Source organism: Flavobacterium algoriphilum, assembly GCF_048158655.1.
GTDB lineage: Bacteria > Bacteroidota > Bacteroidia > Flavobacteriales > Flavobacteriaceae > Flavobacterium > Flavobacterium algoriphilum.
Map to the genome: position 1 here is coordinate 12,629 of NZ_JBLNKY010000002.1, position 14,781 is coordinate 27,409.

Here is a 14,781-nt window from a genome sequence, read left to right on the forward strand (position 1 = left end):
ATTTTATAGTTTATGAGGTAAAAATGGATAGTTTTCTTGATCGTATACGACGTCGTATAATTGTTGAATTTCAGGATAAGGAGATTCTTCTGCGAATTTTACGCATTCTTCCACTAAACTTTTAACTCTTTGGTCAATTACTTCGATTTCTTCTTCGGTAGCATATTTTTGATCTTTAATTACATCTAAAACTTGTGTAATTGGATCTATTTTTTTATATTCTTCTACTTCTTCTTTTGAACGGTATAACTGTGCATCAGACATGGAGTGTCCTCTGTAACGGTATGTTTTCATTTCAAGGAAAGTTGGACCGTCACCACGACGTGCTCTGTCAATAGCTTCAGTCATTGCTTCAGCAACTTTTACAGGATTCATTCCATCAACTGGTCCGCAAGGCATTTCGTATCCTAAACCTAGTTTCCAAATATCAGTATGGTTTGCAGTTCTTTCTACAGAAGTTCCCATAGCGTAACCGTTGTTTTCAACGATGAAAACTACTGGAAGTTTCCATAACATAGCCATGTTAAAGGCTTCGTGCAAAGAACCTTGACGTGCAGCACCATCACCAAAATAGGTCATAGTAACACCGCCAGTACCGTTGTATTTATCTCCAAATGCCAATCCGGCACCTACAGGAATTTGTCCACCTACAATTCCGTGACCACCATAAAAACGGTGTTCTTTTGAGAAAATGTGCATAGAACCACCCATTCCTTTGGATGTTCCTGTAACCTTTCCCATTAGCTCAGCCATTACGCGTCTTGGATCTACACCCATTCCTATTGGTTGAACGTGATTTCTGTAAGCGGTAATCATTTTGTCTTTTGTCAAGTCCATGGCGTGTAAAGCACCTGCCAAAACGGCTTCTTGACCATTATATAAGTGTAGAAATCCTCTAACTTTTTGTTGTATGTATAATGCTGCAAGTTTGTCCTCAAACTTTCTCCAAAGCAGCATGTCTTCATACCACTTTAAATAAACTTCTTTTGTAACTTCTTTCATCTGAATTAATTCTTTTGCTAAAGTGTTATTGTGTTGTCAATTGGTACCTATAACGCAAAATGGTTTTCTCTGACAAATTTGCGAATCGCAAAAATAAGACATTCCGACTAAGAAGTAAAATTTATAAGCTAGTTTTTGGCTTTTTTTTACAAGAACTTTTTGTCAAACATAAAAGGGAGTAAATTTTTTAGGGATGATGATTTATAAATGGCACCAACTTCTCCCATAAAATAGATTTCAATAGGGGTCTCCTGTTTAATTTCATATTCTGCGATTGATTGCCTGCAAGAGCCACAAGGAGGTATAGGCGTTATTGTTTTGTTTGTGTCAGAAGCAGCACTTATGGCCATCTTTAAAATTTTTGCTTCAGGATAAATAGCTCCAGCATGAAAAATTGCAACACGTTCAGCACAAAGGCCAGAGGGATACGCTGCATTTTCTTGGTTTGAGCCCAATACAATCTTTCCATTGTCTAAAAGAATTGCGACGCCGACTCTAAATTGAGAATAAGGAGCGTACGCTTTTTTTCTGATGGCTATCGCTTGTTCCATTAAAGTTAAGATGTCAATTGGCAAATCCTCAGTCGAATCAAAAACGTTAAATTGTGTCGTAATAGTAATTTCTTTCATTCTTTTTACAGGAAAAAAAATCCAAATTTCAACGATATGAAATTTGGATTTATAGTTTATATTTAAAAATAGTATTAATTAATATTCGTCATATTTATCGCCAAAATTAAATGTAAGCGAAAATCTGAGCGTATTTTCTAAAGGGTTTTTTACTTTCGATGCGGAAAATAAATAGGATACATCTACTTTTACAATTGTATATTTAAATCCTGCTCCAAGAGAGAAAAACTGTCTGGCTCCTTTTGCTGGACTTTCGTGGAAATATCCCAAACGCATCGCAAATGAATCTTGGTATAAATATTCTGCACCTGCGGCATAAGTAAATTCTTTTAATTCTTCACTGAACCCATCAGGAGCGTCCCCAAATGATTTAAATACTCCTGAAACCCATCCTATAGAGCGATAATCTTGTTGATTTTGTGCTCTTTCTTCGGTGGTTACCGTACCGTCTCCATTTAAATCTGGGTTTTGTGGAGTTGGTACTAATAATTTATTGAATTCTAGATTTAAAGCTACTTTATTAAAATCATCTAATATGAAATCAAATCCAGTTCCTATTTTTAAATTTGCAGGTAGAAAATTGTTGCTAAATTCATCATTATCATAACTTATTTTTGGTCCTAAATTTTGAATATTAAATCCCGCTCTCCATCTCCCGTTAAAGTCGGTGTAAGCGATTTCTTCTGATTGATAGAATCCTGCTATATCCACCGCAAATGAACTTGCGGGTGATGCATCGCCATTATCCGTTGCTACTTTTAGGCTGGAGCGTATATAGCGTCCGGCAACTGCCATTGAAAATCGTTCGCTTAATTTTAAGGAATAAGAGCCGTCAAATGCAAATTCATTTGGAGAAACTATTCTTGGTACTTCATCAACATTCCCTGTTTCGCGTAATTCAATTTCGCCTAAACCAAAATAGCGTAAACTCGCTGCAAATGCACTTCGTTCATTAAGTTTGTTGTAATAGGTTAATTGTCCCAATGAAATGTCATTTACCAAATCAGTTAGATAAGGAGTGTAACTCACAGAGAAACCTTGTTTGTCTATTGCAAACGCATATTTAGCTGGGTTCCATTGTTGTGAAAAAGCATCTGCGGATGATGCAACCCCTATGTCAGCCATACCTGCAGCTCTCGCATCAGCAGATACTAATAAAAACGGAACTCCTGTAGTTATAACTCTCTCTTGCGCCTTGGCAAGTGAAATAATAAATAAACAGATAAAAACCGACGTAATTTTTTTCATTATTGTAAGAATATTGATTAAACAAATATAGTATAATATTAAAGTATTACAAGTTTCTCAAACTTTTCAGTTTTTTTATTTGTTAAGTTTGATTTAACCGTGAGTTTATAAATATAAACTCCTTTCCCAATTTTACTTCCAAAATCATCTTTTCCATCCCAAGTGATTTCTTTTGATAAAAATCCTTCGGTTAAAACAATTTGGTTTTTCGTCCAAACTACTTTACCGGTTATTGTCATAACTTGAACCTGAACGTCTAATGCTTCGTAAGGCCTGTTATGGGTAAACCAAAACTCAGTGTAATTGACAAATGGGTTGGGGTAGTTTAATACATGTGTTAACGTTAAAGTGTCGTTACCAACTACTATAAACTGAATTTCGGTAATTATGGGATTGTTATAAACGTCCCAAGCTTTAAATGTAATAGTATGTAATCCTACTGATAAATTACGCAGCGGAAACCGAAGTGTTCCATTTGTGTAATCGTCTAATTTTGTTTGGTAATAATCGTTTAGAATGTAAGGATTATTCACATCGCCGTCTAAAATTGCAACAATGTCATGACCAATTCCACTGGCTGTATTTATACCATTTTCATCTTCAAGAAAAGCAAGTAGGAAAGGCGATTCATTAGTTGTGCCTCCCGAAACAAAAGTTTCGTCATTCATATATAACTTAACTCTTGGACTAATATTGTCCGCAACGGCATTTTCATTAATTCCTCCTACTTTTATAAGAGTATTATAGCCTGTTTGGTTTTCTAATAGTTGATTTTTTTTAGCATAAAAACTGATTCTTCCATTGGCTAGCGGGATTCTAATATCTCTTGGGACAACAAAGCTAAACTCAAATTTACCATTGGTAACGGATGCATTCCCTCTAAAAATAGTTTCGCCCAAAACATTGAAATTTATAGGAGCGCTGTTTCCATCGTTGTTAAGTGTTGTTCTTGAAATAATTTTGTCAAATATAGTGGTGGATACTTCACCATTATAGTTTGGAATCAAATTATTGTTTTCATCCGTAATTTCTCCGGACAATTTAATCTTGGCTAATGATTTGAAATCTTCTATCGGCAGAGAAACTGAAATGTCATTTACTTTAATAAGATTTATTTTTGGTTTAGGTATTGCTAACATTAAGGCAGGATCTCCAATATAAAAAACTATATTAGTGGCAGAGTTTGGATTGCTGTTCTTTGAGATTCGCAGTGCTTCGGCAATAGAAGTATATTCGTTAGATCCAAAGGATAGTAGATTTTTTGAAAGAATATCATTGAAATTTTCAGCATTATACTGACCTATTGCTCTTGTGGTTGTAATCATTGCAATAGCTCCGCCTTTCGGATTCCAATAGGTGTATTCTCCGGCTGTTGGTCTAGAAGGATTGTCAAAACGGGAGAACTCACAAGTGATGGTTATGAATAATGGGTATTTGTATTGATTGCTTAAGTTTTGGCCATCTGATTTTTCCCAAATACGTTCGCTTGATAAACCATCTTCTCCGCCATGTCCCAAATAATTAAATACCAAAGCTCCTTTTTCGAAAGCATTAAAAAAATCAGTTCTCACCTTTGGATATCTAAAACCTCCCGCGGAAGCTTCTTGGACGTAAGAATCCAATATTATTTTATTGACATTCAAAAATGGCTTTTCGCTGGCAATAACATCCGCTAAATTATTTTGTCGGGTTTGTAGGCTGGCGTCAGTTGACGTATCTGAATCGTCGGAAATTAAGACAAAATTATTTCTCCAGCTTCCATATGATTTTAAATCATTGTATTCGATGACTTTATTGACCATTTCATCAGCTTGTTTGGTGTCATTTACCAGCATCCTTCCCACTGCAATGTCGATTCCTCCAAAATAAGATATGATATTCCCTTCATTAGCGTCCATTAATCCATAAAAATCATCCGAAGCAAAGGAAGCTTCACCTGTTGTGTTGCTTTTTAAGGAATGATAGATAGGGACAATATTCGTGTTGTTGGGGATTCTATTTTTAAAATCATAAGACGCATCGCCAAAAAGGTTTACATATTTTATTCTTTTGGTAGCTATTGATGCGTTTTCATAGATGTATTTTACGCAATTTCTTATGGCGGAAATATCCTGTTTTCCGGATGAGAACTCTTGGTAAATAGATTCAAGTGAAATTACTTTTACATTCAGATTAGAATTTGTGCGATGAAAACTGGCTAATTTTTCAGCTTGCACTTTTAAAAAACTCGGAGCTATAATTACGTAATCAATATCTTGAAATTGGCCTTGAGCGTTTTTGAAAAGTGTTCCTTTTAAGTTTTGATTAGCAATTTTTGGTTTACTGTCTTTTAAAGGGGTAAAATAGTCTGCCGGATCAATAGCGATATATTTTCTGAGTTCGCCCAGATTTGCTTTAAAAGAAAAAGCGCTTTGATTTGAATTTTCAACTTTAGTGACGTTATATAAATCGGTTACATCCCAAATTTGAGTAATGCCAGTTGCATTAGAAAAGGAATAGCTAACAATACCAAAGCTAGAAGTTGATAAGTCGTATTGAAACGCAAATTGCTTTCCGTAACCCTGAAGTTTTCTTTTGGCGATAAGCCGAATATTATCCAAATATCCTTTGGAGCCTGGAACGCCGTTATTGTTGTAGGTTAGTTTTATTTTTACATTTTTAGAACCGCTAAAAGAGATGTTGTTGGGTAAAGAGCCTAAGTTGAATTCCGTGTCTGAATTAGTATTCAAAGAGGGGAATGGGATGGTGCCAACCTCTTGTCCATTTGCTGCTATTTTGAATGAAGTTGGCGTAAAAGCAGCAGAAGCAGTTGTTGCCATGATTTTTATTGGTGTTGTTGCATCATAGTTTGGAAAATTAAATTCAAACTCCTGTTCCTGATTGATGTCAAAGGATTCGCCAAACCATTGGCGGCCAAGATGTGCAATATTTACAAGATCTAATTCATGGTATTGATGGGCGTCATAGGCATTTAATAGTAAGGAGCTGTTTCCGCTGGGTTGCGTCATTTCTGGAATTCTTTTTCCGTCATCTCCTTGAACGGTGATGTAATAATAGGATTTCGTGTCATATAGATTGATGAAGGTTCGGCTTTCTTCGTTCCAAGTATCCAGTCCTTCGGCATAAAATAAAATAGAATCGTCATTGTCAAAAACACCGTCACTTTCTCCAATAATTTGAATAGGATTTTCGGTTAAATCTTGAGGGTAATAAATGCTATTGGATAATGGCAACATTTTACCGCCGTTACCGTAAATTTTTATTTTTTTTGGATTGATGTTGCTAGTGTTGAGCCCTAATTGCTGCAGAAAACTTTTGGATATTTTATAAACACCAGATTTTTCGATATAAAATCGATACCAATCTCCAGAAGCCAAAATAGAATTAGAAACTACATTTGTTTTTTTATTGGATTCTGAAATCCTAGAAGAACTGTTTTTTATATTATAAGAAAATGATTTGATTCGTTTGTATCCAAAGCCATCTTTTACGATTGGTGATAAGAAAAGAAAAGCGTGTCTTAAATCTCTGGAATTTGTAATTTTTAATGAGGCATTTGGGGTGTTTGGTATGTTTTCTAAAGTCAATTCACCAAGTTCAGAAGTTGGAATCGATTCGTAGAGTACATTGGTGATTTGAAGATCATTTTCATTAAATGTAGCTGATTCGGATAGGTTAAGGGTGTAAAATAGTTCTTTTTTTGAAACGTCATAATAATAGCTATTCCCGGAAAATTGAGGAATATTTATTTTGAAATGACCAAAAGACATTTCCGTTTTTTCTAGCCATTCAATAGTCACATCGCCTTTAATTTGAGCAAAAGAGACAAAAGAAATTAAGCATAAATAGACTAGGAGTATTTTTTTCATTATTTTTTTAACGGGATAGATAGGTAAATATTATTAATGAGTAAAAATAAATCATTTAGTATGATAGTAAATAATAAATATTATAAATTTGCGTTTTTATTGTATTGTTTTCTGATAAAATTTATTAAAAAAAGGATGTTGCAGGGTAATGGTTAATTATTTATATTGCGGCACCTAAATTATCCCTTACTAAAGAGTATGAAACTAAACAAAATTATGACCTTACGATTGATGCTATCTATGATATTGATTGTGGGTTTAGCGAGTTGTAGCAAAAAGTCTAGCTCAAAAAATGCATCTAGAGCCACTGGCTGGAATGTAGACGGTAAAAAAGCTTCGGGAGCGAAAAAGCAAATAGCTGGGCCAGGTCTTGTTTTTGTAGAAGGCGGGACTTTTACAATGGGTAAAGTTGAGGATGACGTGATGCATGATTGGAACAATACTCCAACACAGCAGCATGTTCAGTCCTTTTATATGGATGAGACTGAAGTTACAAATTTTATGTACTTAGAATATTTAGATTGGTTAAAAAGTGTCTTTCCGCCAACGGAAGAAAATTACAAAAATATTTATGAAGGTGCATCTCCAGATACTTTGGTTTGGAGAAATAGATTGGGTTATAATGAAACAATGACGAATAATTATTTGAGACATCCATCATATGCAAATTACCCTGTTGTGGGGGTGAATTGGATTCAGGCAGTTGAATTTAGTAAATGGAGAACTGATCGTGTAAATGAAGCAATTTTAGAAAAAAATGGATATCTTAAGAAAAATGCAAAAACGCAAGATGTAACTGCAGAAAGTTCTTTTAGTACTGAAACGTATTTGAATAGTCCTACATCAACTTATGGTGGGAATGAGGAAATTGTTTTAAAAGGCGGTAAAGGTGGTAAAAAAGCACCAAAAGCTGGAAAAGACGGTAAGGTTACAGAGCAAAAAAATGTATATGCACAACGTTCTTCTGGGATTATACTTCCAGAATATAGACTTCCTACTGAAGCAGAATGGGAATATGCAGCCGCAGCTGATGTTGGGCAAAGAGAATACAATATTTACAAAGGACAAAAAAAATATCCTTGGTCAGGTAGCTATACTCGTTCTGGAAAAAGACAAAGTAAAGGGGATCAATTGGCCAATTTCAAACAAGGTAATGGAGATTATGGTGGTATAGCGGGTTGGTCTGATGACGGAGCTGATATTACAAACGCTGTAAAAAGTTATCCGGCGAATGATTTTGGATTGTATGATATGGCTGGAAATGTAGCCGAGTGGGTACAAGATGTTTACAGACCAATTATTGATAATGAATCAAATGATTTCAATTATTTTAGAGGGAATCAGTACACTAAAAATAAAATTGGAGCTGATGGTAAAGTAGAAATCGTTACTGCGGCCAACATGAAATATGATACATTAAGCAATGGAAGAATAATTGCCAGAAATTTTCCAGGTCAAATTGCTCAAGTTCCAGTTGATGAACAAGAAACTTATTTGAGACAAAATTTTGATAAAAGTGATAATATCAATTATAGAGATGGGGACAAACAATCTACAAGATATTATAATTTTGGTTCTTCTGAGTCGGAAAGTGAAAAACAAAAAGAAGAGAAAATCATGTACAATTCTCCTAAACATAATGTCACCACAGACAGTTTAGGTAAAATGGTAAGGAAGTACGATAAATCAAACAAGAGAACTACATTGATAAATGATGAGGTAAGAGTTTACAAAGGGGGATCTTGGAGAGATAGAGCGTACTGGTTAGATCCAGCGCAAAGAAGGTATTTTCCTCAAGATATGGCAACTGATTACATTGGATTTAGATGTGCTATGTCGAGAGTTGGTGCTAAAGCAGATAAGAGAAAATCAGCACGAAATTAATTTTAATATTAAATTGTAAATAAAAGCCCTTTGATTAGGGCTTTTATTTTTTAAATCGTTTTTAGATGGATATCAATTACATTCATAGTTTGTTTTTAAAATGTAAATCAGTTTCAATAGATACTCGTAAAATTGAACCAAATTCATTATTTGTGGCTATAAAAGGGGACCGTTTTGATGCCAATACATTTGCTGTAGAAGCTTTAGAAAAAGGGGCTTCCTATGTTATTATTGATAATAGAGAATATTTTATTGATCAAAGAACTATTTTGGTTGAAGACAGTTTATTCGCTTTGCAAGAACTAGCAAAGTTTCATAGAGCGTATTTAAAATTGCCTATAATTGCTCTAACCGGTAGCAATGGGAAGACAACGACAAAAGAGCTAATTAATGTTGTTCTTTCAAAAAAGTATAAGACTAAAGCAACAATTGGAAATTTAAATAACCATATTGGAGTGCCGTTGACTTTGCTTTCTTTTAACTCAGAAACTGAAATTGGTATTGTAGAAATGGGCGCTAATCATAAAAAAGAAATAGAATTTCTTTGTAAATTAGCCAAACCGGATTATGGTTATATCACTAATTTTGGCAAAGCACATTTGGAGGGTTTTGGCGGAATAGCGGGGGTTATTGAAGGGAAAAGTGAGATGTATCACTATCTTTTGGAAAATAACAAACTTGCTTTTGTAAATCTAGAAGATCCAATTCAGGTTGAAAAAGCAAAAAAATTAAAATCATTTACTTTTGGTGTAAATAAAGATGGTGCAAATGTGAATATAACGAGTGTAAAAGCAAATCCATTTGTTGAAATCAATTATAATAATATTACAATTGTATCTCATTTAATTGGATTGTACAACGCCAATAATATTAATGCAGCACTTGCTATAGGAAAATATTTTGAAGTTGAGGATAATACAATTAAAGAAGCTTTAGAAAGTTATATTCCGGAAAACAATAGGTCACAACTATTGACGAAAGGGACAAACCAAATTATCCTAGATGCCTATAACGCTAATCCTAGCAGTATGAGCGTTGCTATTGCTAATTTTATACAATTGGATAATCCAAATAAGATTATGATATTAGGGGATATGTTTGAGTTAGGTCAGGAGAGTGAACAAGAGCATAGAGCAATTCTAACAATGCTTTCTAATGAAGAAAATGTAATTTGTTACTTTATTGGTAAATCATTTTATAATAATAGAATTGATAACGACAATTTTCGTTTTTATGAGACATTTGAGGTTTTTGCAAGTCATTTAAAAGAAACCAAAATTGAAAATAGCGCACTATTGATAAAAGGCTCCAGAGGAATGGCTTTAGAGCGCACTTTGGATTTTTTGTAGGGAACTCAATTTTATAATTTAAAAGCGATCATCTGATTCATGATGGCTTTTTTGGGCCAATTAAATATTCATTAAAAATCCGATGAGATTTTCTTTTTTATTGAGTTCTAATTTTTTTCTTAACCGATAACGGGCTAATTCAACACCTCCATTTGAAATATTCATGATTTCGGCAATTTCTTTTGTAGACATATTCATCAATAAATAAGTAGATAAATCCAATTCCCTTGGAGAAATCGTTGGATAATTTTATTTCAATCTTTTAAGGAAATCAAAATGAACGTTCTGGATGTGTTTTTCTAAATCCTTCCAGCTTTTATAAGCATTTACTTCTTTTGTTTAGTTTTGTAAATTGGAATTTGGTTGATTCATCAAAGGACTCTACATTAATATTTTTTAGTTTATAGATGATTCCGTTTAGGATTTTATTTTTCTTAACTACTTGAAAAGAATTATTAACGAGTTCCTTGTCTTTTGCTGAAATTTTAATTTTAAGCTTATCGTTTTTTAATTTTTCTATTTCCTTTTCAAGGTCGTATTGTTCCTGTCTGATTTTTGATTCTTTCTCTAAATAAAGTCTTCTTTGTTCAATAGTTTCATAGTATTTGTTTTTTCGTATTTTCGTTTTTATTCGTTTTCGAATAAAAACTACTGATGCTACTATAAGTAAAATATAAAATAAATAGGCCAAAATATGTCTGTACCAAGGAGGAGAAATACTGAAATTTAATTTTGTTTGCTCGGATTGTTTGCCATAATTAGTTCTGGCTTTTAACTTCATGGTATAATTGCCTTCTTTTAGATTGGTGTATTCTTTAAAGATATTGGTAGACCAATTGCTCCATTGATTATCAAAACCTTCTAATTGATATGAAAATTCAAGATTTTCAAGATTTTCGTATAAAGGGGATGAAAAAGTAAATTTGACATGATTTGAAGTGTATGGAATTTTGTAATTGTCCAATGCTTTTTGACCGTTTCCTAAAATAAAGATGTCTCCAGGAAATGAAAAACCTGTTATGTACGCTTTTGGTTTTACTTCGTAATGGGTTAAGAGATTGGGAGCATAATGCGCTAATCCATCTGTTAAACCAATGAAAGTGTCGTTGTGCCCCGTTGTGTTTATAGACAAATTATTATGTACTATATTACCGGTAAGTTTTGAAAAAGTGGCTACAATATTTTTATAATCACCTTTGTTCGTTTTCTTAAAGACGCCTAAAGATTCGCCAAAGAGACGCCAAATATTTCCATATTTATCTTGAGTTAAAGTGTTTGTTTTTGGAATCTTGGCAAATAAATTACTCATTTTTTTATCTTCAAAAAAAAGATTTTGCTCATAGGAATACCTATAAAAGTGATTGCTTGTCTGAAAATAGATTTTGTTTTCCAGTTGTTGTATGTTTTCAATCGCTTTTACCGTTTTCGATAAATTTTGATATGTTCTGATTGATACAAACTTCTTTAAATCATCACCTAATGTCATTCTATAGATTAAGTTGTCTTTTTTTATCCAAATATCTTTTTTTTCCAATTCAAATACTCCTGATGATTTAGAAAAACCTTCGATTTTATTTTTAAATTGCCAGCCACTTGAAGTTTTTTCAAAGACTGAAAAGCCATTGTAATTGGAGCCTATTAAATAAATTGGGATGATTGGGGATTTGTTTAAACATCCAGTATCCTGTGTTGTCCAGTATTTTTATAGTTTTTCCGTCCGCTATCAAAAGGCCACCGGTGTTATGAGAGCAAAATAACTGGTCGTCAATCACCTGTATGTTCCATGCTTATCCCGTAGTTCCTTCTACGAGTTTAAAAGTATCTTCTTTGATTGAATTATTCCAGGAATGGTAAAAAACACCCTGGTTTGTAGCTACGTAAAGATTCCCTTTATGTAATGCGGTGCCATAAACTGTACTAATATTGTAACTAAATCCAAATAAGTAAAAGGAGAGTTTTCATTGACAAATATAACCCCATATCAAGCCCCAGCCAAAGATTATTGTTAATGTCAATAAAAGAAGATAGCACGGTGTTGTTCTGAAGTCCTTTTGCGCGATTAATATGTTGGATAATTTTCCCGTTTAAATCGCAGATGATGATGCCGTCTAAAACAGAATTGAGGACAATGAATTTATCTTTTATAGCGACATCGCCAAGAGAACTATTCTTTTTGATGAAAACATTTGCTTCGGTATCCCAAGGAATTATTTTTTCATTGCCTTATATAAAAAGCCCTTTGTTCGAAGTAGCAACCAGCAACTTGTTTTCAGGCATGGGAAAGATACCCCAGATTTCTGTATTATTTATAATGGCAGTGTTTTTTAACTGGAATAATTTTCCTTTCTTGTATTCCAATATTCTCATTAAAATGTCTTGAATATAGAGGTGGTTTTTTACGTGAAAGGAGAACTGTAATTTTTTTGGTGCTTCAGTAATTTTAATTTTGTGATCCTTAAAGATATAAGTTCTTTCAAATGATTGAAAAATTATAAAGAAAAATAAACCGGTTTCCCTTTTGAATTGGGTTTAAAATAGCCAAATTAACTGTATCCTCCCACGAAAATTTTTCCGGAATTATCAATTTTTACACGCTTACAGCTGTGGAGTTTGGAATATTATATTTCCGCCATGAGGAACCGTCAAATTGAAACAGACGATTGTTGTTAGCAAAATATAACTTGCCGTTTAGGTCCTGGTCAATATCCCAATTTTGAGTACCTCCTTTATAATCGGATCTTTTATAATTCTGAATATCAGGAAGGCCAATGTTTTTAACCTGACAAAAGAGTGTCGTGGTTACTAATAAAATTAGAAGATTGAATTTTGTAAATTTCATTATTAAATTCTAAATGTAATGAATTGATTATTATTATTATTTAAAAAGACTTTAGTTTCTACTCATGAAATAATAAGAAGCAATATTTTTTTGGTCAAATTTTGATAAATGAAGCCACTGCCCCTATTTTTATAAATGTAGTGGTTTTTTAAAAATTAATGTTTTTGCAACACTAAAAATAAAACATAAATTATTTATTAATATTTTGATGTGTTTTTGTCAAGTAATAAAAATGATTGTGATGTGTTTTTGTATGGAAATATAAATCAGAATATAGAAAAAATAAACGTAATATTGCTGAAAAGCACTAATTAATTAACCAAAAAATTTATAAATATGAAATTTACAAATTTTTTTATCTATTCTCAGTTTATGCACCTGCACAAGATGTTAATGTGAGCGGAAATGGGTTACAACTTCATTAGATGTAGGTTCGGTAGAAACATATAGTTGGTAAAAATAATATAAACACATAATATAATCATGAAAATAACAGCAACAACAGTAGCACTTTTAGCAGTGTCTTTTTTAGCTCTTGCTCAGCAGAAAAGTAAAATACAATCGAAGCCTTTTTCAACAAAAGATAAAACAGTTATCGTTTACACTACAGCTGACAGTACAAAATCAAGACTGACACAAACAGACAAATTAACTTTTACTGCTTCAAAACAACCTCTGGAATACGAAGTGTCGGTTTTTGTAGAGCCTAAAAAAACGTTTCAAACCTTCATGGGAATTGGAGGTGCAATCACAGATGCAAGTGCTGAGGTTTTTGCAAAATTGACCAAAGACAAGCAACAAGAACTTTTAAATGCTTATTATGATAAAGAAAAAGGAATTGGTTATTCTTTATTAAGAACTACAATTCATAGTTCTGATTTTAGTAGTGGAAGTTATACTTACATCAAAGATGGCGATGCAGCTTTGAAGACTTTTAATGTTGACCACGACAGACAATATCGCATCCCAATGCTTAAGGAAGCTATTAAAACAGCAGGGGGGAAATTAACCATGTATGTTTCACCTTGGAGTCCTCCAGCTTTTATGAAAAGTAACAAGAGTATGCTAAAAGGAGGGGTATTATTGCCAGAGTATTACCAAGCTTGGGCAAATTATTATGTAAAATTTGTTAAAGCCTATGAAAAAGAAGGAATGCCTATTTGGGGACTTACTATCCAAAATGAACCTATGGCCACTCAAACTTGGGAGTCTTGTGTCTATACTGCTGAAGCCGAAAGAGATTTCTTGAAGAATTTTCTAGGACCAACAATGAAAAAAGAAGGTTTAGGAGATAAAAAAATTGTTGTTTGGGATCACAACCGTGATTTGATGAATCAAAGAGCAAATGTTATTTTTTCTGACCCAGAAGCTTCAAAATATGCTTGGGGAATGGGGTTTCATTGGTACGAAAATTGGACAGGCGGAGTACCAATGTTTGATAATGTTAATAAGGTTCATGAAGCATATCCAACTAAAAATTTATTGTTCACAGAAGGGTGTGTTGAAAGATTTGATGCCGAAAAATACCAATTTTGGGCAAATGGCGAACGTTACGGGATTGCTATGATTAATGATTTCAATAATGGGACTGTGGGGTGGACGGATTGGAACATTCTTTTAGACCAAAACGGAGGTCCAAATCACGTAGGAAATTTTTGCTTTGCACCAATTCATGCAGATACCAATTCAGGAGAATTAATTTATACTCCGAGTTATTATTATATAGGTCACTTTTCGAAATTCATTCGTCCTGATGCTAAAAGAGTAAGTACCGCAGTAAGCAGAAGTACTTTGTTAAGTACTTCATTTCTTAATACAAACGGAAAAATGGTTACTGTAGTGATGAACAAAAGCGATAAAAAAGTAACGTATAATTTAATCATAGCTTCAGAAAAAATAGTGGTAGTAATTCCTGCACATGGGATTCAAACATTAGTTTATTAAATTCCAGAACGGTTTGT

The 14,781-nt window shown here is 33.3% G+C and carries 9 protein-coding genes; 3 read left to right on the top strand and 6 right to left on the bottom strand.

Annotated features, from left to right (window positions below; translation table 11 throughout):
* Nucleotides 1–3: 3 nt before the first annotated feature.
* From pdhA to porU, 4 genes are all read right to left on the bottom strand, one after another.
* On the bottom strand, nt 4–1,002 hold the full coding sequence (gene pdhA, locus ACM55G_RS04850; RefSeq protein WP_416842795.1) for a pyruvate dehydrogenase (acetyl-transferring) E1 component subunit alpha: 999 nt from the start codon (nt 1,000–1,002) through the stop codon (nt 4–6).
* A 146-nt stretch (nt 1,003–1,148) separates the two neighbouring features.
* A complete protein-coding gene (cdd, locus tag ACM55G_RS04855; protein ID WP_416842796.1) occupies nt 1,149–1,631 on the bottom strand; it encodes a cytidine deaminase in 483 nt (160 codons plus the stop codon).
* Nucleotides 1,632–1,709: 78 nt separating this feature from the next.
* Nucleotides 1,710–2,879, bottom strand: coding sequence for a type IX secretion system outer membrane channel protein PorV (gene porV / locus ACM55G_RS04860; RefSeq protein ID WP_416842797.1), 1,170 nt, complete (start codon nt 2,877–2,879; stop codon nt 1,710–1,712).
* Nucleotides 2,880–2,917: 38 nt separating this feature from the next.
* A complete protein-coding gene (gene porU, locus ACM55G_RS04865) occupies nt 2,918–6,748 on the bottom strand; it encodes a type IX secretion system sortase PorU (RefSeq protein WP_416842798.1) in 3,831 nt (1,276 codons plus the stop codon).
* Nucleotides 6,749–6,946: 198 nt separating this feature from the next.
* Between porU and gldJ the strand changes: the two genes are divergently transcribed.
* Together gldJ and ACM55G_RS04875 are read left to right on the top strand one after the other, a co-directional pair.
* Nucleotides 6,947–8,632 (top strand): gliding motility lipoprotein GldJ, encoded by a 1,686-nt coding sequence (gene gldJ, locus ACM55G_RS04870; RefSeq protein ID WP_416842799.1) that lies wholly within the window; start codon nt 6,947–6,949, stop codon nt 8,630–8,632.
* 65 nt (nt 8,633–8,697) lie between these two features.
* Entirely contained in the window at nt 8,698–9,981 is a 1,284-nt protein-coding gene (locus ACM55G_RS04875; RefSeq protein ID WP_416842800.1) for a UDP-N-acetylmuramoyl-tripeptide--D-alanyl-D-alanine ligase, read from the top strand.
* A 60-nt stretch (nt 9,982–10,041) separates the two neighbouring features.
* Here ACM55G_RS04875 and ACM55G_RS04880 read toward each other — a convergent pair whose 3' ends face one another.
* Both ACM55G_RS04880 and ACM55G_RS04885 read right to left on the bottom strand, forming a co-directional pair.
* Complete coding sequence (locus ACM55G_RS04880) at nt 10,042–10,173, bottom strand: helix-turn-helix transcriptional regulator (RefSeq protein ID WP_416842801.1); 132 nt, start codon at nt 10,171–10,173, stop codon at nt 10,042–10,044.
* Nucleotides 10,174–10,297: 124 nt separating this feature from the next.
* Entirely contained in the window at nt 10,298–11,515 is a 1,218-nt protein-coding gene (locus tag ACM55G_RS04885) for a triple tyrosine motif-containing protein (protein WP_416842802.1), read from the bottom strand.
* A gap of 1,788 nt (nt 11,516–13,303) precedes the next feature.
* Between ACM55G_RS04885 and ACM55G_RS04890 the strand changes: the two genes are divergently transcribed.
* On the top strand, nt 13,304–14,764 hold the full coding sequence (locus ACM55G_RS04890) for a glycoside hydrolase family 30 protein (protein ID WP_416842803.1): 1,461 nt from the start codon (nt 13,304–13,306) through the stop codon (nt 14,762–14,764).
* Nucleotides 14,765–14,781 lie beyond the last annotated feature (17 nt).